The organism is Pseudomonas sp. EA_65y_Pfl1_P113 (assembly GCF_963970525.1).
In the GTDB taxonomy this organism is placed as follows: Bacteria; Pseudomonadota; Gammaproteobacteria; order Pseudomonadales; family Pseudomonadaceae; genus Aquipseudomonas; species Aquipseudomonas tritici.
Genome location: NZ_CAXAQM010000008.1, coordinates 159,751 through 180,624, shown reverse-complemented (window position 1 = coordinate 180,624; position 20,874 = coordinate 159,751). Strand labels below are relative to the sequence as shown.

Annotated in this window: 16 protein-coding genes and 1 pseudogene; 9 read left to right on the top strand and 8 right to left on the bottom strand. The window is 58.6% G+C overall.

Translation table 11 applies throughout. From position 1 onward, the window contains the following. The first annotated feature begins 2 nt into the window (after positions 1-2). Together AACY52_RS10620 and AACY52_RS10615 are read left to right on the top strand one after the other, a co-directional pair. Positions 3-596, top strand: coding sequence for a phosphoheptose isomerase (locus AACY52_RS10620; protein ID WP_007904374.1), 594 nt, complete (start codon positions 3-5; stop codon positions 594-596). After that, complete coding sequence (locus AACY52_RS10615; RefSeq protein ID WP_065875057.1) at positions 593-1,174, top strand: BON domain-containing protein; 582 nt, start codon at positions 593-595, stop codon at positions 1,172-1,174. The genes AACY52_RS10620 and AACY52_RS10615 overlap by 4 nt, the downstream gene beginning before the upstream one ends. A gap of 125 nt (positions 1,175-1,299) precedes the next feature. On the opposite strand, the pseudogene AACY52_RS10610 reads toward AACY52_RS10615, so the two are convergent. From AACY52_RS10610 to AACY52_RS10600, 3 genes and pseudogenes are all read right to left on the bottom strand, one after another. Further along, positions 1,300-1,859 (bottom strand): annotated as a pseudogene (locus AACY52_RS10610) (IS4 family transposase); the annotation flags it as partial. Between the two features lie 267 nt (positions 1,860-2,126). Further along, positions 2,127-2,900: an OmpA family protein gene (locus tag AACY52_RS10605; protein ID WP_339417569.1), complete on the bottom strand. Its 774-nt coding sequence runs from the start codon at positions 2,898-2,900 to the stop codon at positions 2,127-2,129. Between the two features lie 191 nt (positions 2,901-3,091). Next, a complete protein-coding gene (locus AACY52_RS10600; RefSeq protein WP_339417568.1) occupies positions 3,092-3,736 on the bottom strand; it encodes an MBL fold metallo-hydrolase in 645 nt (214 codons plus the stop codon). A gap of 162 nt (positions 3,737-3,898) precedes the next feature. Here AACY52_RS10600 and AACY52_RS10595 point away from each other — a divergent pair, with 162 nt between their 5' ends. From AACY52_RS10595 to AACY52_RS10580, 4 genes are read left to right on the top strand one after another with little or no spacing between them, the layout of a single operon-like run. After that, positions 3,899-4,489 (top strand): paraquat-inducible protein A, encoded by a 591-nt coding sequence (locus AACY52_RS10595; protein WP_339417567.1) that lies wholly within the window; start codon positions 3,899-3,901, stop codon positions 4,487-4,489. Continuing rightward, positions 4,486-5,130, top strand: coding sequence for a paraquat-inducible protein A (locus AACY52_RS10590; protein ID WP_339417565.1), 645 nt, complete (start codon positions 4,486-4,488; stop codon positions 5,128-5,130). Before AACY52_RS10595 ends, AACY52_RS10590 begins: the two co-directional genes overlap by 4 nt. After that, positions 5,111-6,766 (top strand): MlaD family protein, encoded by a 1,656-nt coding sequence (locus AACY52_RS10585; RefSeq protein ID WP_339560475.1) that lies wholly within the window; start codon positions 5,111-5,113, stop codon positions 6,764-6,766. The genes AACY52_RS10590 and AACY52_RS10585 overlap by 20 nt, the downstream gene beginning before the upstream one ends. Positions 6,767-6,783: 17 nt before the next feature. After that, the gene (locus AACY52_RS10580) at positions 6,784-7,344 is read left to right on the top strand and encodes a PqiC family protein (protein ID WP_339417562.1); all 561 of its coding nucleotides are present in this window, start codon (positions 6,784-6,786) and stop codon (positions 7,342-7,344) included. Between the two features lie 12 nt (positions 7,345-7,356). Here the strand turns inward: AACY52_RS10580 and AACY52_RS10575 are convergent, their stop codons facing one another. The 4 genes from AACY52_RS10575 to AACY52_RS10560 form a co-directional block, all read right to left on the bottom strand. Then, positions 7,357-10,086 (bottom strand): LuxR C-terminal-related transcriptional regulator, encoded by a 2,730-nt coding sequence (locus tag AACY52_RS10575; protein WP_339427148.1) that lies wholly within the window; start codon positions 10,084-10,086, stop codon positions 7,357-7,359. Positions 10,087-10,272: 186 nt separating this feature from the next. After that, complete coding sequence (locus AACY52_RS10570; protein WP_339417560.1) at positions 10,273-11,637, bottom strand: DUF1329 domain-containing protein; 1,365 nt, start codon at positions 11,635-11,637, stop codon at positions 10,273-10,275. A gap of 29 nt (positions 11,638-11,666) precedes the next feature. Continuing rightward, positions 11,667-13,535 carry a DUF1302 domain-containing protein gene (locus AACY52_RS10565; protein WP_339417558.1) on the bottom strand — a complete coding sequence of 623 codons (1,869 nt, stop codon included), beginning with the start codon at positions 13,533-13,535 and terminating at the stop codon, positions 11,667-11,669. 331 nt (positions 13,536-13,866) lie between these two features. After that, positions 13,867-15,549, bottom strand: a complete 1,683-nt coding sequence (locus tag AACY52_RS10560) for a fatty acid--CoA ligase (protein WP_339417557.1) — start codon at positions 15,547-15,549, stop codon at positions 13,867-13,869. A 519-nt stretch (positions 15,550-16,068) separates the two neighbouring features. Between AACY52_RS10560 and AACY52_RS10555 the strand changes: the two genes are divergently transcribed. Genes AACY52_RS10555 through AACY52_RS10545 form a run of 3 tightly spaced genes read left to right on the top strand, consistent with a single transcriptional unit; the run spans position 16,069 to position 19,998 of the window. Next, entirely contained in the window at positions 16,069-17,844 is a 1,776-nt protein-coding gene (locus tag AACY52_RS10555; RefSeq protein ID WP_339560474.1) for a lipase family protein, read from the top strand. Further along, positions 17,837-18,907 (top strand): hypothetical protein, encoded by a 1,071-nt coding sequence (locus AACY52_RS10550; protein WP_339560473.1) that lies wholly within the window; start codon positions 17,837-17,839, stop codon positions 18,905-18,907. Before AACY52_RS10555 ends, AACY52_RS10550 begins: the two co-directional genes overlap by 8 nt. Continuing rightward, positions 18,907-19,998: a hypothetical protein gene (locus AACY52_RS10545; protein ID WP_339560472.1), complete on the top strand. Its 1,092-nt coding sequence runs from the start codon at positions 18,907-18,909 to the stop codon at positions 19,996-19,998. The genes AACY52_RS10550 and AACY52_RS10545 overlap by 1 nt, the downstream gene beginning before the upstream one ends. Before the next feature lie 184 nt (positions 19,999-20,182). On the opposite strand, the gene AACY52_RS10540 is transcribed toward AACY52_RS10545, so the two are convergent. After that, on the bottom strand, positions 20,183-20,815 hold the full coding sequence (locus tag AACY52_RS10540) for a LysE family transporter (protein ID WP_339417556.1): 633 nt from the start codon (positions 20,813-20,815) through the stop codon (positions 20,183-20,185). Positions 20,816-20,874 lie beyond the last annotated feature (59 nt).

Below are 20,874 nucleotides of genomic sequence, written 5' to 3'. Positions count from 1 at the left end.
AGATGGACATGCAATCCCGAATTCGCCAGCTTTTCCAGGCCAGCATCGACACCAAGCAACAGGCGATGGACGTACTTGCACCGCACATCGAGCAAGCCAGTCAGGTCATGGTCAATGCCCTGCTCAACGAGGGCAAAATGCTCTCGTGCGGCAACGGCGGTTCGGCCGGCGATGCCCAGCATTTTTCGTCGGAGCTGCTCAACCGTTTCGAACGTGAGCGCCCGAGCCTGCCGGCCATTGCCTTGACCACCGACTCGTCGACGATCACCTCGATCGCCAACGACTACAGCTACAACGAAATTTTCTCCAAGCAGATCCGCGCCCTGGGCCAACCGGGTGACGTGCTGCTGGCGATTTCCACCAGCGGCAACTCGGCGAATATTATTCAAGCGATCCAGGCCGCACATGATCGCGAAATGATTGTCGTAGCATTGACCGGACGCGATGGTGGCGGCATGGCCTCGTTGCTGCTGCCGGAAGACGTGGAGATTCGCGTCCCGGCCAATGTCACCGCACGTATTCAGGAAGTCCACCTGCTGGCGATCCACTGCCTGTGCGATCTGATCGACAGCCAACTGTTTGGGAGTGAAGAATGACCGTTAACCGCCTCAGCCTTTTGGCCATTACCCTGTGCCTCGCTATCAGCGGCTGCAGCACGGCCATCACCGCAACACGTGACACCCCTATTCAGGACGACAAGGGCACCCGTACCTTCGGCAGCAAGATCGATGACTCGCTGATCGAAACCAAGGTCGAAGTCAACGTCGCCAAGGCCGCGACCGACCTGGGCAACGGCGCATCACGCATTGTTGTCACCAGCTTCAACGGCGTCGTGCTGCTAGCAGGCCAGACACCACGCGCCGACCTCAAGGCCCAGGCCGAGCAAGCCGCTGCCGCTGTGCAGCGCGTGAAGAAGGTGCACAACGAGTTGCAGGTGATGGAACCGATCACTCTGCTGGCCATCAGTAATGACGCCCTGCTGACCACCAAGATCAAGGCGCAGATGCTCACTGATAACGCGATCCCTGGTTCGCGCATCAAGGTCGTCACCGACAACGGCATCGTTTACCTGATGGGCCTGCTGACCCAGGCGGAAGCAACCCGTGCATCCAATCTGGTGCAGGGTGTGTCCGGCGTGCAAAAAATCGTCAAGGTCTTCGAGTACATCGATTGACCTGAACACGCAGCCACAAAAAAGGCCGCCGCATGGCGTAATGCCAGTCAGTTAAGCTGACTGGCATTTTTGTTTTTGATCGGGTACTTCGGCGATTTCAGCCGGATAGCACAAGTACACGCGGTGAAGCTCAGTTCGCACGGATGGATGCCCGGACAATGGCGGCTCATTCCCACCATCTGATAACGCAACAGGTTGTAGCCCAGCACCTCCCCCACAACTCTTGGCCGATCATCTCGGGCGTCTTGCTACCCAGCATGTAGCTGCTGTTGAGCAGTGTCTGTTTCATCTCCCGGAACCCTAATTCGATCTCCCGGCGATGGCTGTACAGGTCGACGATTTCATCAGGTGGGAAGCGCAGCGAGTCGGCCATCGACGTCAAAGTCTGACAGACCTTGCCCTTGACGGTTTTGCTCAGGAGCCTTGCGGTCAGTCGCTCCGGCAATCCCGGCCATTGCTTGCGGGCCTGCGGCGAAGTGCTTAACGAGACCACCGCATCCTGACGGCCCAATCGCTGAATGACTTCGTACTGCGCCCCTTTGCGTAACGGCATCAACCAATGCCGCTCGGTGCCGGCCTGCGGCCACTGATGCAGCAACCCCAGGGAGTAAAAGCCGGGATCGAACAACGTCAACGAGTGATCCGGCGTGGTGTCGATCAGTTGCTCTGCCAGCTTCATTTCGTTGCTGCGATAAGCGCCGCTTGCGCAAGGTGGCGACACCGGCCTGTTGCAATGCCTGCTCGACCAGAGAGGGATCAAGCCATGAATCCAATCCCTTGAGGGAATCGGGAGTCGAGACGACGTTGTGGGCTAGTTCCAATGCCAGAGCCAGACGCATAAAAAAATCCGACGCCTATTCAGGCATCGGATTTTGATTTCTTGCGGCCAAAGGTCAAACAATGAGGCTTAACTGATCGGCATTAGCCGCATGGCGCCCTTTTTTATTAACGTTTATTGGTATTGAGAGTACGGATTGCCCTGGAACTGGTTGTTCTGCTGTGGCGCCTGTTGCTGGGCACCTGGCTGGCCATACTGCTGGCCTGGGATTGGACCGAGGTTCACTTCAACGCGACGGTTCTGGGCACGGCCGTTAACGTCTGCGTTACTGGCAATCGGGTTATCCGGGCCGGCACCGCGTGCAGTCAGGTTGGCACCATTGACACCCTGGGACGTCAGGTAGTTGGCCACGCTCTGCGCACGACGCTGGGACAGGTCCATGTTCAACTGGCGGCTGCCGGTGCTATCGGTGTAACCAACGATCTGAATGGTATTCTGGTTGAACTGCTTGAGCGAGTTGGCCAGGTTGTTCAGAGGCTGGTAGAAGCTGCTGGAGATCGCGTCCGAGTTGGTCGCGAAAGTGATGTTGCCCGGCATGATCAGCTTGATCTGGTCGCCCTGTCGCTGAACTTCAACACCGGTATTGGCCATGCTTTCACGCAGTTTCTTTTCCTGCTGGTCGGCGTAGTAGCCATAGCCCGCAGCACCGGCGCCCGCAACCACGGCACCGATCAGTGCGCCCTTGCCACGGTTGTTATGGTCGATGGCCGCGCCCGCCAACGCACCCGCCAGGGCACCCAGGCCACCGTACTTGGCGGTCTTGCTCATACCGCCGGACTGGTTACTCGCCTGTCCCTGGCTGCTGCCGTCATAAGGGTTAGGTGATGCGCAGCCGGACAACAAGGCTACAGCGGTAGCAACAACAAGCAGACGACGCGAAGTGAACATGGGGGAGCTCCTACTTTTGCATTCTAAGGTGCAAAGGACATTGGCAATGGACCTGTGCCGAGTTTGGAACGCGACAAACGGTAAAAATTCCGTGGCTACAGAAACCGTAGCAGACGCACGCTGAACACGACCTGAGTTTTTCCGACAAGGCGTGCCTGCTATAGAACAGCACCTGCCTGGCAATTATTGCGTTACGCCCGCACAAAAGGGTTCTCGCGCATTTCATCACCCAGCCGGGTATCGGGGCCGTGACCGGTCACCACCGTCGCGCCCTCATCCAAGGTATACAAGCGCTGCTTGATCGAACGCACAATGGTCGCCTGGTCCCCGCCCCACAAATCTGTTCGCCCGATACCGCGACGAAATAGCGTGTCACCCGCAATCAGCAGCTTGGCATCGGCAAACCAAAAGCTCATCGACCCCGGCGTATGCCCCGGTGTGTGCAACGCCACACCGCAGCCGCAGGCCAATTCTTCATCATCTTCCAGCCAGCGATCAGGCGAAGGCACCGGGGTGTAGGGAACGCGAAACATCTGGCATTGCATTTCCAGATTGTCCCAGAGGAATTGATCTTCCTTGTGCAAGTGCAACGTGGCGCCGGTCTTCTCTTTCAACTGACCGGACGCCAGGAAGTGATCGAGATGGGCATGGGTGTGGATAATGCTCACGACCTTGAGGCCCAATGCATCAAGGCGCGCCAGGATCAGCTCATGGTTGCCACCCGGGTCGACCACGATGGCTTTTTTGCTGATCGGGTCGCCGATGATGGTGCAGTTGCACTGCAAAGGGCCGACCGGAAAGGTCTCGCGGATGACTGCAGCGTGTTCAATATTCATCAGTGCTCCAGCAGGCTCTATGGCATATTCGGCACAGAGTATGGTTGACGACACCCCTGACCCGAAAGGGAGCATTGCGTCCCGAGTACCAACGGCTATGCTTTCCAAGCGCCATTGAAGAACCATCCAAGACCGCAACCGCGCCGCGCTGGAGCGAGCCCCATGGCGAATCAGCTGATCATCTGCGAGCACTGCGACTGTGTGTACGAAAAAGTCACGCTCGCCAAACATCAAAAAGCCCATTGTGTGCGCTGCGCGGGCGTACTCCAGCGTTACAACGGTCTGTCAGTACAACAACGTCTCGCCCTGACCGTTACCGCCGCCGTGTTATGGACTTTCGCCAATTTCTATCCGGTGATGAGCATCAGCCTGCAAGGCCTGAAAAACAGCGCCACCCTGTGGGATTCAGTGGTTGCGCTGAGCCTGGGGCCGATTACCTTTATCGCCTTGGTGGCCGCTATTTCCATCATCATCGCACCGGTGTTTCAGCTATTGCTGCTGACCTGGGTGCTGAGTTTCGCCCTCTCGGGCAGACGTTCGCCCGCCTTCAAGCTATGCATGCGCTGGCTGGAAGCGCTCAGACCCTGGAGCATGCTGGAAGTGTGCCTGCTCGGTGCGATGGTGGCCGTGTTCAAGCTGGCCGGTATGCTGGATGTGATCCCCGGCACCGGGCTATTTGCCCTGGCGGCGCTCAGCCTGTTGCTGATCCGCATTGCCGGTCGTGACGTGCGCGATCTGTGGGACGCCGTATGAACCCGCCACCGACGGCCAGCGAGCTTAACCTGTGCCTGTGCCACAGTTGCGGCCTGTCTGCCGACATCAGCACCGGCGCGCCGGAATGCCAGCGCTGTGACGCCCCCCTGCACCGGCGCAAAGTCAACTCGCTGACCCGTACCTGGGCCTATATGCTGACGGCGCTGGTGTTTTATGTACCGGCCAACCTGCTGCCTGTGATGAACACCACCATGCTCGGTTCAGGCGCGGACAGCACCATCATGAGCGGCGTGCTGGAGTTCTGGCAGCATGGTGCGTGGGACATTGCGCTGATTATTTTCATCGCCAGCATCGCGGTGCCGGGCATCAAGTTTGTGTCATTGACACTGCTGCTGGTCACCGTGCAGCGCAACAGCCGCTGGGCGCGCAAGGAACGTTCGAAGCTGTTTCGGTTTGTCGAACTGATCGGCTACTGGTCCATGCTCGACGTGATCGTGGTTGCGCTGGTGGCCGCGCTGGTCAAGTTCCAGGCCCTGGGCACCATCGAGCCACGCCTGGGCATTCTGTTTTTCGGGCTGGTGGTGGTGTTTACCATGCTGGCCGCCATGAGCTTCGACCCGAGGCTGATCTGGGAAACCCCACACACCAAGGATACCTCGGATGACGTCCCCCACCCCTGACACCCCGCCATCCCCTGGCTCGCCGGCCGTCAAGACTCGGCGTTTCAGCGTTTCGCTGGTTTGGATCGTACCGATCGTTGCGGTGTTAGTGGGGATTTCACTGGTGGTTCACAGCGTGCTCCAGCAAGGCCCGACTATCATCCTTAGTTTCAAGACAGGCAGTGGCCTGACCGCGAATAAAACCGAGGTTAAATACCGCAACGTGGTGATCGGCCAAGTGACCGAAGTGGCCTTGAGTGACGACCAGAAAAGCGTCAACGCCACCGTAAAGCTGGCCAAGCAGGCCGACAGCTTTACTCGCTCCGACTCGCAGTTCTGGGTGGTACGCCCGCGCATCGGCGCCGGCGGCGTGTCCGGCATCGACACCCTGCTCTCCGGCGACTACATCGGCGCCGACATTGGCCAGTCCGACACCCGCGCCAAACAGTTCACCGGCCTGGAAAACCCGCCGCCCATCACTTACGGCGAACCGGGCAAACGCTTCACCCTGCACGCGCAGAACCTGGGTTCGCTGGATATCGGCTCGCCGGTGTATTACCGCAAAATCGAGGTCGGCCAGGTCGTGGCGTACAAGCTGGATGCCGAAGGCAAGGGCGTCGATATCGAGGTGTTCGTGCACGCGCCCAACGATGTCTACGTCACCGAGAATACGCGGTTCTGGAACGCCAGCGGCATTGACCTGAGTGTGGGCGCCAATGGCTTCGCGCTGAAAACCGAATCACTGTCGTCCATGCTGGTCGGCGGTATCGCTTTCCTGGCACCGCCTTACAGCCCCAATGACAAGCCGGCCGGTGAAGAGCGCACGTTTGAACTGTTCGACGATCAGCTCGCCGCCCTCGCCCCGCCCAATGGCCAGGGGCAATACATGAGCCTGCGCTTCGACCAGGCGCTGCGGGGGCTCAAGATCGGCGCACCGGTGGAATTCCTAGGCGTCGCGTTTGGCAAGGTGGTGTCGATCAACCTGGATTTCGACGCGAAGAAGCGCAGCTTTCCGCTCAACGTCGGCATCGTGATCTACCCGCAATTGCTCGGTCAGGCCCATACCAAGTTGCTCAAGACGATGAACCATGACCCCAATGACGAAGCCGCCGGTGTGCGCCTGATCGGTTCGTTTATCGAAAACGGCCTGAGGGCCCAGGCGCGCAGCGGCAATTTGCTGACCGGCCAGTTGTATATCGCCCTGGACTTCTACCCGAAAGCCGAGAAGGTGGCGTTCGATCCCAAAGCCCGTCCGGTCAGCATTCCCACGATTCCTGGCAACCTGGAACAGTTGCAGGAAAAACTCGAAAATATCGTCAACAAGATCAACCAGTTGCCGATCGAACGTATCGCCGGCAACCTCGACAGCAACCTCGTGGAATTGCGCAAAGGACTGACCCAGTTCAACGCCAAGACCTTGCCCAGCGTCCAGAACACCCTGGCTGACGTAAGCAAGACGTTGCAATCGGCCAACTCGACCCTGGCCGAAGACTCACCGCAACGCGAGCAACTGACCCAGACCCTGGATGAACTGGGTCGCATGTCGCGTTCCTTGCGCGAGCTATCGGACTACCTGGGCCGACACCCGGAATCACTGATTCGCGGCCGCCCCGACAACGCCGCCCCGTTGGACCTGCAAGGGCCGCCGCGCAAATGAACCGTGGAGCAAGCGCCATGACGTTAACGTTGAAAATCACCCTGCTCAGCGCATTGCTCGCGCTGGGGGCATGCAGCAGTACACCGATTACTTTTCATACCCTGACCCCGGCGCAGTGGAGCAATACCACCGGGGCCGCCGCGGGTGGGATAAAAATCGAAAGTATCAGTGTGCCGCCACAAGTCGACCGTCCGCAGATAGTGATTCGCCAAGGCAACAGTGGCGTGGCGATCCTGGACACCCAGTGGTGGGCTGCCAGCCTGGTGGATGAGTTGAGGAGCGCGCTGGTGGATCAATTGGCGAACAGCAACCCTCGGCAACCCATGCTGTTGCGCGTTGAGGTGCAGCGCTTTGACTCCGTGCCCGGCCAGTACGCACTGCTCGACGTCAAATGGCGTCTGCGGTCAGCCAGCGGCAGTGATCGCGCGCCACTGACCTGCCGCACCACCTTGCAGTCGCCGGCCGGCGCGAGCATTGACGACCTGGTGCTCGCCCACCAGAACAATCTCAAACGCTTCGCGGCGCAGATTCTTCAGGCAGTCGACAGGTCGTCCAACCAGTGCCCAAGCGCGCCATAGACGTCGGAGGGTCTACGCCAGCAGGCCCATTGCCTTGGCACGGGCCACCGCCTGGGTCCGCCGCTCCACCCCCAACTTGCTGTTGATGTGGCTGGCGTGTGTCTTCACGGTGTGCAGTGAGATGAAGAGCTGGTTACTGATTTCCTGATTCGAGCAGCCTTGGGCAATCAGTTTCAGCACCGCCAACTCACGCGCGCTCAAGGTTTCGTGAGCCGGCGCTATCTCAGGTGTCACGATCGTCGGTAGACGCACCAGCAAACTCTGGTTCAGCGGACCCTGCGCATCCTTGCCCAGTTGCTCGCGCATCCAGCCAGGGTGCCCTTCCAGCAAGCGCTGGAAAGGTTGCAACGCCCCTCCGGCGCCGGCCTCAAGGGCCTGGACCAGAACCGCGCGCGCCTTGGCTTCCTGGCCACTTTCCAAGAGCAACTGGGCCTGCTGCGTCAGCGCCATCAGTGCAATCATCTGGCGGCCGCTGTTGTGCGCCTGCTGCGCCAACGCTGCAAGCCGTTGCAATGCCGCAACGGGTTGATGGCGAGTGGCATCCAGCGCCGCTTGTTGAAGCTCGATATGTTGTGGCAGGTGCGGGTGAAATTCCGGCGCGGCGGCGGCCTGCTCGCCGTTGTAGGTTTGCCCCAGGCGCATCAGCCAGGCGTCGGCCAAATCGGTGCGGCCCTGGGCCAGCCACAGCTCGCATTTAATCAGGGTGATCATTGCCAGGTAGTAGATCGGCGGCACGTCCCAGATATGCATCAGGCGCTCGGCCTCGGCGAGTTCAGCAAAGGCTTTGGCGAAGTCACCACGGCGGCCTTCGAAATTGGCGATCACGCAATGCCCGATCAACACACTGATGTCGCGGCAGGCACGGGCTTCGACGAGCCCGGCGCGCAAGCGGGCGAGTCCGGCTTCGGGTTGTAGCCGCACCAGCAGCAAAAAACCTTCGTAGAGTGACAACCGCGCGCGCACCGCGTACAACCGCTGCGGCGCTAAGCCCTGCAGGCGTTGCAGGCCCTGATGCACTTCATCCAGGGAGCGCAGGATTTCACCGCGGGCCTGTAACACCCGCGCACGATCGTAATGGGCCAGGGCCTCGAACAATGGGTTGCCGACGCGCTGCGCCAACTCCAGGGATTCGCGATTCAAGCCACGCGCACGCCACAGGTCGGCATCGACAATGGCCAGGTTGGAAAGGGTCGACAGGCACATCAACCGCTGGCCGTAACGCCGTTGCGGCAGGCTTTCCAGCGCCTGGCTGCAATAGCGCTGGGTCAGCTCGCGATCGCCCCGGCCCCGGGCGATGATCCCGCTCAGCGCCAGCCACTGTGCCAGCATCGATTTTTGTGCGGTGGCCGACGGTGCTGGCAGGAAGCGGCTGAGGTAGCTGGATAATTCTTCCGCCGCATCCAACTGGCAGGCCAGGCCCAAGGCCCAGCTGTAGAGCACGATCAGGCGCGGCGTGCTGATCAGCAAGCTGTCGGGCAAGTCCATTTTCCAACGCAGCAGCATGCCCACATTCTGCTCGGCCAGCAGTTGCTCTTCGGACAGGTTCTGAACCAGGTTGGCGGCGACATCCAGATGGCCGGCGCGCAACGCTTGCTCCACTGCCTCATCGATCAAGCCCTGGGCATTGAACCAGCGGCACGCGCGTAGGTGCAGGCTGGCCGGCGGCAGCACATTGCTGCTGGCGCGGCGGGTGCGCAGCAGGTCTGAAAACAAATGGTGATAACGGTACCAGTGGCCCTGCTCGTCCAGGGGCACCAGGAACACTTGGTGGGCTTGCAGGTAACGCAGGATTTCAGCGCTGTCATGGGCTTCGCGCACCGCGTCGCAGAGTTCGCTGCAAAACCGATCCTGAGGGGCCGTGTCGTACAAAAACGCCTGTACCTCGGCCGGGAGGCAGTCGATCACCTCTTCCAGCAGGTAATCACGGATCAGCCCTTCGCCGCCATGCAGGCTCTGCGGCAATGCACCGTCGTTGCCGGCCTCGGAAGCGGCGAGCAACCAGAAGCGCAGCCCGGCAACCCAGCCTTCGCTGCGGCGGATCAGGTTGTCGAGGGCTTCGCCGCGCAAGGAACTGCTGTGGCGATCCAGCACCGCCAGGGATTCGCTGTGCGTCAGGCGCAAATCCTGTTCGTGCAACTCCAGCAGGTGGCGCGATAAACGCAGCCGCGCCAGATGCCAGTCCGGGCGCTGACGGCTGGTGACCAGCACGACCAGGCCATCGGGCAAATGGTTGAGGAAAAACTGCAGGCAACGGTCGAGCACGGGCCCCTGGGCCAGATGGTAGTCATCCAGTACCAATAACAACGGCGCGCGCGGGGACAGGTGCACGGTCAGCTCATCGAGCAGGCCGTCCAGCCATTCTTCAAAGGCAAAGGGTTGGTGACGCTGGCGCATTTTCAGCAGCCCCAGGGATTGGGCGCCGAGTTGCGGGAAAAATTGCTGCAGACCCTCGAGCAGGCGCTCAAGGAAACGGCCGGGGTCGTTATCCCGTGGGCTCAGGCCCAGCCACAGGCTTTGCCAATGGGCCGGCAGGCTCTGGCAGAACTCCACCGCCAACGAACTCTTGCCGAACCCTGCGGGTGCACTCACCAGCAGCAGCCGCCCTTCCAGGCCAGCACTCAGGCGTTCGCACAGGCACGGACGCAGCACATAGCCGTCAGGCAGCGGTGGTCTGTAGAAGCGACCCTCCAGCGTGGGGATTACCGCACTGGCAGGCCCTTGGATTCGGGACAGATCAGTCATCGCCGGGCTCTTGTAGAAGGCTGTTGTCGGCATTGCAGATGTCCGCAGACTAGCGGTAAAAGCAGCAGGTTTGTAGATCTTTGCAACATTTGCCTGAAAAGAACTGCGACAAAAAAATTCGCCACACAAAAAAGCCCCGAACGGGTCGGGGCTTCTTTCCAAGGAGGCTGCCTCGGTTAACTCAGCCTAGCGCACGCCGTCCTGACGCAGCGCCGCTGGGGTGAAGTCGCTGGTGGTGGCGGTGAAGCCGAAGTCATACGCCTGCTTCTCTTCGTTCTTCATGCCCAGTGCAAGGTAGCGGCCGGACTGCAGGTCGTAGAGGGTTTCCAGGGCGTACCACGGCACTTGCTTGTCGTAGTAGTTCTCAGCATGCGCTTCAGCCACGCGCCACAGTTGGCCACGGCCATCGTAGTGGTCGATGACGGCTGCTTGCCAGGTGTCTTCGTCGATGAAGAAATCACGCTTGGCGTAGATGTGGCGCTGACCTTCTTTCAAGGTGGCGACTACATGCCAGACGCGGCGCAGCTCGTAGCGAGCCAGGTCCTGGTTGATGTGGCCGGCCTTGATGATGTCTGCGTACTTGAGCTTCGGATCGTCGATCTTGTAGCTGTTGGAGGCGATGTAGATTTCTTTCTTGCCTTCCAGCTTCCAGTCGTAGCGGTCCGGTGCGCCGTTGTACATGTCGAGGTTATCGGAGGTACGCAGGCCATCGGCCGCGGTACCCGGACCGTCATAGGACACTTGCGGTGCCCGGCGCACACGGCGTTGGCCGGCGTTGTAGACCCACGCCGAACGTGGCTCCTTCACTTGGTCCAGGGTTTCGTGCACCAGCAGCACACCACCGGCCAGACGGGCCGGCGCGGTCACTTGCTGCTTGAAGTAGAACAGCACGTTGCCCGGATTTTTCGGGTCGAAGTCTTTCATTTTGTCGCGGAACACGAACTGGTCTTTGAAATACACCAGGCTGAAAGAGCCGTTGGTTTGCGGCGTAGCCTGGGTTACCAAGCGGGTCACGCTGCCCCCGCGATAGCGAGTGATGTGGTTCCAGATCACCTCCACGCCGCTTTTCGGAATAGGGAACGGCACGGCGGTTTCGAAATTTTCCAGGCCGTTACCGCCAGATACCAGGTTAGTGGTGGTGGCGTTCTTCTTGATGGCCGCGAACACATCCGCTGGCACCGTAGCGCCGCGATGGGTTGGGTAGACCGGCATCTTGAAGGTGTCCGGGTAACGCTTGAACATCGCGTACTGCCCCGGCGCCAGCTTGTCTTTGTACTGCTCGACATTTTGCGCGGTGATGGTGAATTGCGGCTGTTCACTGGCGTAAGGATTGGCCAGGAATCCGCGGGCGTCGACAGCGCCAGCGTTGGTTGGCAGCGGCGACCATTTAGGAATGGTGCCTGCGGCGTTACCGGCCATTTCAGCGCCCATCGGGGTAAGACTCGTGCCCAGCTTCGCGGCTTCATCCGCCGAGACGGCCGCCATGACGTTGCTCGCCAGGATCGACAGCCCAAGCACACCTACGTGCAACAGACTTTTGGTTATTTTCATGTTCTGGTCTTCCTGAAAATACAGTGTGCTTAGAAGTTCACGCCAAGGCTGAGCGCAACAAAATCGCGGTCATTCACGGTCGTGAAATCACCTCCGAAGAAGTTGGTGTAGTTCAGGCTGGCGGTGTAGGTGTTCTGGTATTCGGCGTCCAGGCCGAGGCTGACGGCTTTGCGACCTTCTTCGAAGTTAGCGCCTGGGCCAGGGGAATAACCCTTGACGTCATGAGACCAGGCCACGTTCGGCTTGAGGTTCACACCCGCGAAGGCATCCGGGTATTCCCAGATAGCCCGACCGCGATAGCCCCAGGAAGTGGCGGTGGTGAAACCATCATTGTTGCAGTTGGTGTTCAGGCCGTTGGCGTTGCCCAAGCCAGCGCCTTGAGCCGTAGAGAGGTTGAGTGCTGCACAAGCATTGTTCGGAAGTGTGCCTGGACCAAAGACCGGGTCACGACCGTAACGCACGTCCGATTTGCTCTCTAGGCCACCCACATGGGTAACACCGACTTCACCCACCAACGTCAAGCGGCTCGCGCCCATGACTTGGTCGAAGAAGTGAGTAAAGGTGGTTTGGAACTGGGAAATTTCCTTACGACGATAGCCATGCAGGTCTTGGCCTGGGCTGCCATTGAGCAAGGATGCGTTACCCAATACTGGCCCGCCAATCGGCTTGACGCCCGCGAACAGTATATCGGTAGAGTTCAACTGCACCGGCGCATTGGGACGGTAGCTCAACTCACCACTCCACGCGGTACCCGTAGGCAACGTGGTGGAGAAGCTCAAACCGTAGAGCCGGATGTCTTCTGGGTATTCGATGAAGTAATTGGAGTTGCCCGCGACAACCAATGGGCGCAACTGTGGCGGCAGTCCAGGCGTAGGACCGGTAAAGGCCGATTGCGGAGCACCCTGCGCACTGAAAATCGGCGCACGGCTGTGATAGTTCATAAAGTAGGCGCCGAACTCTGTGTCCAACGGCTCGAAGTTGTAATGGAACGCGACGCCGAATTGGCCGCTGTCACGCGCATCACGGTCGGGCCCACGACGAACCAGCACGCCCTCGTTGTTGACGTCAACACCCGCAGCCGCCAACCCTGGGTTAAGTGCGGCCGGTAGCGTACGGCGGCTATTCAGCACGCGAAGGTTGTCTTTACAGCCATCAGACACAATGTCCGGCTGCGAGAAGAACGTACCGCAGTTATCGGTAACCGTCTGGTCCCACTCCAACTGATAGAACGCTTCCGCCGACAAGTTATCGGTCAGCGTCTGCGACACATAGAACATGTTGACCGGAATCAAGCCCTCCTTGATTTCAGCCCCCGGACGACGAAACGCAGACACGTCGATCGGGTTGATGGAGTTGATGCCGCCGCCGATGAAGGTACTTTCACCCCAGCTCACTACCTGCTTACCGAATCGCACGTTACCCGGCTGATCGGCAATGCTGTAGTTGTGGTAGATGAACGCATCGAGAATTTGCCCGCCCGAGGACTTGGCGCCCTCTTTGCGGTTGCTGTTGCTGATGTCCTTGAACTCGCGACTCTCGTCCTGGAGTTCGAAGTCATACCAGTACTTGCCACGCACAAATACGCCGGTGTCGCCGTATTTCAGCTCCAGATCATGGATGCCCTTGAAGATTTTCGAGAACGTCTCACCACGCTTGAAGTTCAGGTGGCCGTCATCGGACGTCTGGGACAGACCATTGCCACCATTGTTGGCGCCGATCAGATCCTGATTGGGCTTGGCTGTCGACCAGCTCGCACCCACGGAAAGAGACGAGTCAAAACTCCCTTCGATTTCACCGATATTGAAACTGACGCCGAATGCGGGCCCGGCGAGCGTAGAGGCGAGACTGACGGCCAGGGGCAGTTTTGCCCGGCGCCAGAACTGGTTTACTGAGGTCATCGACGCTACTCCATGTGCATTATTGTTATGGCAGTGAGTTCGTTCTTTGATGCTTGTAACGGCCGGAATACAACGATTCCAATGCCGGACTGCAACTGAACCTCCATGGTCCGCAGCACCGCATCCTTGAAAAACTCTGGAAGGGACTATAGCCAGCAGGGGGTAGTGCTTGATCCCTCTAAAGTGTGATTTGCATCACCAACCCGTCTGCCACGACCCTTTCGCCATGTCGGCGAAGGCCGACCCGGGAAGGATGGCTGAAAATTGGCAAATCACAAGTAAAGGCGCCAGATAGAGCATTGCCGTGCCCGGACGGGCACGGCGAGGGGCTTCAGAGGGTGGACAGGAACGTGCTGTTGTTGGCCTGCCATTCGATGATGTCAATGCGGATACGTTTTTTGTCGAGCTTGCCGACGCTGGTCTTGGGAATTTCAGTAACAACAGCGATCTGGCTTGGGATCGCCCACTTGCTCAAGTGGCCCAACTCCACGAACGGCTTGAGGTGTTCCTTGAGCTCGCGGGCCCCTATCACATGGCCATCATGCACCACCAACAACGCAAACGGACGCTCCCCCCATTGCGGATCGGCGATGCCCACCACCGCTACTTCGCGTACCGCCGGGTGACGGCTGACCAGGTCTTCGAGGGCCAAGGAAGAGATCCACTCGCCGCCGGTCTTGATCACATCCTTGATGCGGTCGCGGATATCGATCACGCCAAAGGCGTCCAGCGTCGCCACGTCGCCGGTGTGCATCCAGCCGCCCGCCCACAGCTCGGCGCCTTTCTGCGGCTCGTTGTAATAACCTTCGGTCAGCCACGGTGCACGTAATACCAGTTCGCCCTGGGACTCGCCGTCGGCGGGCAGGAAATGGCCGTCGCCGTCGATGATCGCGGCTTCCACCAACGGCCCGGGCACGCCGGCCTTGATGCGATAGGTGGTGCGCTCATCCTCGGTGCCCGCCATCAGCTCTTCGTTGAGGTGCGCGCAGGACACCAGCGGCCCAGTCTCGGACATGCCATAGGCGGCGGTCAGTTGAATGCCACGGGCCTTGGACGCTTCATACAAAGTGCGGTTGAGCGCGCTGCCGCCAATGACGATTTTCCAACCGCCAAAATCCACGTCCTGGGCGGCTTTTGCATTGAGCACCATTTGCAGGATGGTCGGCACGCAATGGGAGAAAGTGACCTTTTCCTTGCGCCACAGCTCCACCAGGTATTCCGGTTCGTAGCGGCCGGGGTAGACCTGCTTCAGGCCAAGCATGGTCGCCACGTACGGCAGGCCCCAGGCGTGTACGTGGAACATCGGCGTGATCGGCATGTACACATCATTCGTGCCCAATAGCCGCACGCTGTCGACGCTCCCCATGATGGTGGCCACGCCGATGGTGTGCAGCACCAGTTGGCGATGGGTGAAATACACGCCCTTGGGATTGCCGGTGGTACCGGTGGTGTAGAAGGTGGTGGCGACGGAGTGTTCGTCGAAGTCCTGGAAGTCGTACTTCGGGCTGGCGGCGGCGAGCAGGGTTTCGTACTCGCCCACCAGGTCTGGCAGCTCGGCGGTCTTGGCCTCGCCATCGGTGAGCAGCAACGTCTTGTCGACGGTAGTGAGTTGCCCGGCAATAGCCTGGTAAAGCCCCACGAACTCGCTGTTGACCAATACAAAGCGGTCCTCGGCGTGGTTCATGGTGTAGAGGATCTGCTCCGGCGACAGGCGCACGTTGATGGTGTGGATCACCGCACCAATCATCGGAATGGCGAACATGCATTCCAGGTAGCGATGGCTGTCCCAGTCCATCACCGCCACCGTGTCACCGGCCTTGACCCCGGCTTCTGTCAGCACATTGGCCAGGCGAGCGACCCGCTCGATCAGGGTTGGATAGGTGTAGCGCAATTTATCGCGGTAGACGATTTCCCGGGTTTTCTCGTAGCGGGTCCCGGACATCAGCAGGCGCTTGATCAGCAGCGGGTATTGGTACGCACCTTCGGCGGGCGGAATGACACGGGTCTGCAACATACGAATCCCTTTTATGACTGCACGGTCTTGGCTTGAAGACCTGCACTTTAGAGACCTTATGTTTCAGCCAAATCAGCCAAAGGAATGATTTGCAGAACCCAGCGAATGCTAGCTTTGCGCCAGTATTCGCTTAGTTACCTGAGCAAATGGGATCAGGAAACACCCTTCAATGAAAGGCGAACCTTCTGACATTCAGCGTGGATATCGACTCTTTACTCTCTGGGCTTTCACCCCATCCATTGATTAAGGGCTGCCATGCATAACGATCAGACTCACCGCACCGATACGCTCGGTACGAATAAAGTTGTTACTGGCAGCAAACAGAAACAGCATTGGATTGAATTTCAATTGTTGGACGAGCGTGGCGAGCCCCTGGCGAACCTACCCTATCGCGCTGTAAATGAAGCCACTCGCGTGGGGTTGGTGCCTGAGTTTGTTGGTCGCAGCGATGCAGAAGGCGTGATTCGCATCGAGGGCCTGCACCCGTTGCCCGTGACCTTGCTGATGACTGCTGACCCATTGGCCGAGCAACTGCAAACACGCCGTGTGCGCGCTGTACGTGCGGAGCCTCATCGGCCGGGTATCGGGGACCGCACCCCGAAGTACGGTCCGCAGCGCTCGGGTTTCTCGCCCATCGAGGAGCAGGCGCTTGCTGCAGGTCGTGGCTACCACTATCTACGTATTGGCCAGCTATGCGACAAACTCCCGACCCTTAACCCGCCAGTGTCGGACCCCAAGCGGCCTCCGCCTTTTCACTTTCCTGACGTGGGCTATCGCGGTTTCACTGCCAGTGACAATGAGCTGGATCGTCGTCTTGTGCTGGAAGTCTGCCCGTTTCGCGCCTGGTCGTTGGTTCTGCACCACCAGGCTGAGTACAGCCTGGCCAACGCCTATAACCTGGGGTTGATGAGCATTCTGGCGTATAGCACTCGGCCCGAAAACGATCTGGGTTCAGTCAAGGAGCTTTTCGAACAGCAGTGTCTGGATTTGTCGCGCACGCCTCGGGTTTGGGACAACGGCCAGGCGTGGCCCTGCTTGGTGAGTGATGTGCCTTTCAGCGATCGCTATGCAACAACTGAGCCCTTGGACACAGCTAAAGCAGATCCGCCAGAGGGTAATACTCAGCTGTTTTACGCTATCAGTAAATCCCAAGTGTTGGTGGCCTGGCGTGGTACTGAAATGGAGGGGTTGGCTGATCTGATCACCGATGCGACCTTTCGGCCCGTAGCGCCAGAAATCGCAGCTGCTTGCGTTTCCAAAGTTCCCTGTGCTGACCTCGCCCCTGCAGGCAGCGTACATCTGGGCTTTCGCGATGCCTTTGATCTGGCGAGAAGGATATATGCGACGGCTCTAGGTAAGACGGTCCCGGACGAAGCGCTCGACAGAAAGCTCTTCATCTGCGGTCATAGCCTTGGCGGCGCTCTAGGCCTTATCCACTCAGCCTCGCTGAGAGACTGCAACCCTCTGTTGTACACCTACGGCATGCCACGCACCTTCACCCTTCACGCCGTGCAGTTTTTGGGCGACTTGTGGCACTTTCGCCATGTCAACGACACCGACCTTATCCCTCGGGTGCCACCCGAGGCTGCACTGGACAACTACCTGTATGACCTCTACGGCCCGATGGGCACGCTGATGGGGTTGAGTTGGTCAGTGCGTCAAGCCGCGTTTAGCAGCGTGTTCAAACATGAAGACCCGTTCAGCCATCACGGCGAGGTCGTCATGTTTTTCAAGACCGAACAGCACCGGCAGCAGGAAATCACGCCCTACCCTGCTTACCGCAAACCGGATGGCACGCCTTATCGCAGCACTATCGCCGTTACACTGCCGGAAATAGCCAAGCTGTATCTGGTTCCCAGCCTTAGCGAGGCCAGTGATCAAGAGGCCGACCAGGCCTCGCAGCGTCTGAACACGTCGTTGACCCCCGAAAGTCGTGCCAAGTTTTTCCCGCGCTACAGCAACCCATCCGTGGGTCGAATGCTGCGTATTGGCGATCACTTCATGTCGGCTTACCAACCCTACATCCACAATCAACTGCTGGAGTCGATCAACCCTGCGCGTGAGCCGTTGCTGGATCGACAGGTACAACGGAGCATATTTGAACAGCAGATGGAGAAGCACTACGGGAGCATTCACGAGGATGAACTGACCCGCAATCGCGTTTTCCTCGATTTGCAGCGTCAGGTAGATCAGGCCCTGAATGTCACGCAACAAACCGAAGGGGGCACCGAGGCACTGAAACGCTTCGACGCCATCGCCGATCCAAAAGCATATTACGAAAAAACCTATGGTTAAGCCCACCAACACGCTAAAAGGCAAAACCGGAGTCCTTGGGTTGCCCATCGTTTTATACACACTATTTTTTGGCCTCAGTGGCTGTCGTCAGGACTACAGCCTGTCGCCGCCTGCCGACAGCGAAAAAATAACAGTGACCGTCAAGCTGCCCAAGGAGCTGAAAACCGAAACCATGTGGGTCATGTATCGCTCGGCCACTTGCAAGCGTATTGGTTCGGGAGCCAGCGGCCAACGCACGGAAAGGGATGGCTACCATTCGGTTTACAAGCAGTTGGAGCGCCAGGGGCAAAGCGATCTCTATCAAGTTGAGTTGCCAAAGGATGGGGGCGGTGCATGCCGCTGGCATTTGGCGAATGTGACCTTTGGCGTGGTCTATGCCGATCCGTCACGTTATGGCGAGAGCGTTATCGATGGAGGGGGAGGAGGTGTCGTCGTGATATTCGACTACAACAACTCGCCACATGGAGGGGCGGATATCAAAGTCGATGGGAATTTGACGATCAAAGAAGACTATTACCCTTGGGTAAAGGAGGCCTTTCTTGGAGGCTATAGAAAGCGGATTAGTTTGGCAGGCAAGGGCGGCTATTACCTAATGTATCAAGCGTTACAAGCTCGCCATGTGTATTTTGAACCCATCCTGCATTCGGACTTTATTGTTTACTCCGAACAACCTAAGGAAAAGAAAGAGGGAAACCACACCACCTTCACCTATCCCGATGGCAGTGTCGTAGCTGATGGTCAATCGAAGCCGGACTTCTGGAAGCTACAAAGCCTAAGGACTGGGCGCGCCCGCGAATGTCTCTCCGTCTGGCAATACCAAAAGTGCCCAGACCGCCGCCCACAGTTATTACCTGAGTGGCAGCCCTCATCCGAAAAACCTGGTTTTGGGTACTACATCATTGTGGACGAATGGGGTAATGAACTGCCGGTGTATGACTATCGGCTGGTCGGCGCCAACGGGCAGATATTCCGGGAGAGAACAACTGCCGACGGGCACACGCAACCCTTGCCGAACAGCGCCCATCCGTTACGCGAAGTTGAATTCCCGGTGCAGAGTTGGTGATGACGCCTATGCAGAGTTCTGTAGTTGAGTCGGTTGATACCAGCCAGGGCAAACCCAGGTTCCAGCGCATGTGCATGGTTATAGGCGTTCTATTTTTCGGCCTCAGTGGTTGTCGTCAGGACTACAACCTGTCGCCGCCTGCCGACAGCGAAAAAATAACAGTGACCGTCAAGCTGCCCAAGGAGCTGAAAACCGAAACCATGTGGGTCATGTATCGCTCGGCCACCTGCAAGCGTATTGGTTCGGGAGCCAGCGGCCAACGCACGGAAAGGGATGGCTACCATTCGGTTTACAAGCAGTTGGAGCGCCAGGGGCAAAGCGATCTCTATCAAGTTGAGTTGCCAAAGGATGGGGGCGGTGCATGCCGCTGGCATTTGGCGAATGTGACCTTTGGCGTGGTCTATGCCGATCCGTCACGTTATGGCGAGAGCGTTATCGATGGAGGGGGAGGAGGTGTCGTCGTGATATTCGACTACAACAACTCGCCACATGGAGGGGCGGATATCAAAGTCGATGGGAATTTGACGATCAAAGAAGACTATTACCCTTGGGTAAAGGAGGCCTTTCTTGGAGGCTATAGAAAGCGGATTAGTTTGGCAGGCAAGGGCGGCTATTACCTAATGTATCAAGCGTTACAAGCTCGCCATGTGTATTTTGAACCCATCCTGCATTCGGACTTTATTGTTTACTCCGAACAACCTAAGGAAAAGAAAGAGGGAAACCACACCACCTTCACCTATCCCGATGGCAGTGTCGTAGCTGATGGTCAATCGAAGCCGGACTTCTGGAAGCTACAAAGCCTAAGGACTGGGCGCGCCCGCGAATGTCTCTCCGTCTGGCAATACCAAAAGTGCCCAGACCGCCGCCCACAGTTATTACCTGAGTGGCAGCCCTCATCCGAAAAACCTGGTTTTGGGTACTACATCATTGTGGACGAATGGGGTAATGAACTGCCGGTGTATGACTATCGGCTGGTCGGCGCCAACGGGCAGATATTCCGGGAGAGAACAACTGCCGACGGGCACACGCAACCCTTGCCGAACAGCGCCCATCCGTTACGCGAAGTTGAATTCCCGGTGCAGAGTTGGTGATGACGCCTATGCAGAGTTCTGTAGTTGAGTCGGTTGATACCAGCCAGGGCAAACCCAGGTTTCAGCGCATGTGCATGGTTATAGGCGTTCTACTTTTCGGCCTCAGTGGTTGCCGTCAGGACTACAGCCTGTCGCCGCCTGCCATGGGCTGATGTATCGCTCGGGGTTCCGCAAGAAAAACGGCTTATTTCATGCTGGTAAACGCCAGTTTCACCCCAATCGCAATCAACACCGCACCCATGGTCCGATCAAACCAATGCCCCATCCGCGCAAACCCGGCGCGCACGCGTTGCTGGCTGAACAACATCGCCACCAGGCAGAACCACAGCGCCGTAGCCACCGCCAGGTACACGCCGTAACCGGCCTGGACCGCCAGTGGCGTGTGCGGGTTGATCACCACGGTGAACAACGACAAGAAGAACAACGTGGCCTTGGGGTTCAAGCCATTGGTCACAAAACCTGCGGTAAACGCGCCACGGGGCGTGCGTTCGCCCGCTTCGCGATGCAATTCACCCTCGCCCGTGGGCTTGGCCGGCTGCGCGCGCAAGGCCTTGAAGCCGATGTACAGCAAGTAGGCGGCCGCCGCCCATTTCAGCGCGTTGAACAGCACGATGGATTGGGACACGATCAAGCCGATACCGAGCAACGAATAACCCACATGCAGGAAAATAGCCGAGCCCACGCCCAGCGCAGTCCAGGTCCCGGCGCGACGGCCGTGGGTCACGCTCTCACGCACCACCACCGCGAAATCCGGGCCGGGGCTGGCCACCGCCAATAAGTGAATCAGCGCTACGGTCAAAAACTCGGTGGCGTACATACTCACTCCATTAAGTAACGGATTATTTCATCTGATAGTCTCGACAGATTACGCCTTCA

Bases quoted from the DNA above. Each gene is read 5' to 3' on its own strand.
- AACY52_RS10620 (WP_007904374.1), top strand. From the start codon at position 3: ATGGACATGCAATCCCGAATTCGCCAGCTTTTCCAGGCCAGCATCGAC.
- AACY52_RS10615 (WP_065875057.1), top strand. From the start codon at position 593: ATGACCGTTAACCGCCTCAGCCTTTTGGCCATTACCCTGTGCCTCGCT.
- AACY52_RS10605 (WP_339417569.1), bottom strand. From the start codon at position 2,900: ATGTTCACTTCGCGTCGTCTGCTTGTTGTTGCTACCGCTGTAGCCTTG.
- AACY52_RS10600 (WP_339417568.1), bottom strand. From the start codon at position 3,736: ATGAATATTGAACACGCTGCAGTCATCCGCGAGACCTTTCCGGTCGGC.
- AACY52_RS10595 (WP_339417567.1), top strand. From the start codon at position 3,899: ATGGCGAATCAGCTGATCATCTGCGAGCACTGCGACTGTGTGTACGAA.
- AACY52_RS10590 (WP_339417565.1), top strand. From the start codon at position 4,486: ATGAACCCGCCACCGACGGCCAGCGAGCTTAACCTGTGCCTGTGCCAC.
- AACY52_RS10585 (WP_339560475.1), top strand. From the start codon at position 5,111: ATGACGTCCCCCACCCCTGACACCCCGCCATCCCCTGGCTCGCCGGCC.
- AACY52_RS10580 (WP_339417562.1), top strand. From the start codon at position 6,784: ATGACGTTAACGTTGAAAATCACCCTGCTCAGCGCATTGCTCGCGCTG.
- AACY52_RS10575 (WP_339427148.1), bottom strand. From the start codon at position 10,086: ATGACTGATCTGTCCCGAATCCAAGGGCCTGCCAGTGCGGTAATCCCC.
- AACY52_RS10570 (WP_339417560.1), bottom strand. From the start codon at position 11,637: ATGAAAATAACCAAAAGTCTGTTGCACGTAGGTGTGCTTGGGCTGTCG.
- AACY52_RS10565 (WP_339417558.1), bottom strand. From the start codon at position 13,535: ATGACCTCAGTAAACCAGTTCTGGCGCCGGGCAAAACTGCCCCTGGCC.
- AACY52_RS10560 (WP_339417557.1), bottom strand. From the start codon at position 15,549: ATGTTGCAGACCCGTGTCATTCCGCCCGCCGAAGGTGCGTACCAATAC.
- AACY52_RS10550 (WP_339560473.1), top strand. From the start codon at position 17,837: ATGGTTAAGCCCACCAACACGCTAAAAGGCAAAACCGGAGTCCTTGGG.
- AACY52_RS10545 (WP_339560472.1), top strand. From the start codon at position 18,907: ATGACGCCTATGCAGAGTTCTGTAGTTGAGTCGGTTGATACCAGCCAG.
- AACY52_RS10540 (WP_339417556.1), bottom strand. From the start codon at position 20,815: ATGTACGCCACCGAGTTTTTGACCGTAGCGCTGATTCACTTATTGGCG.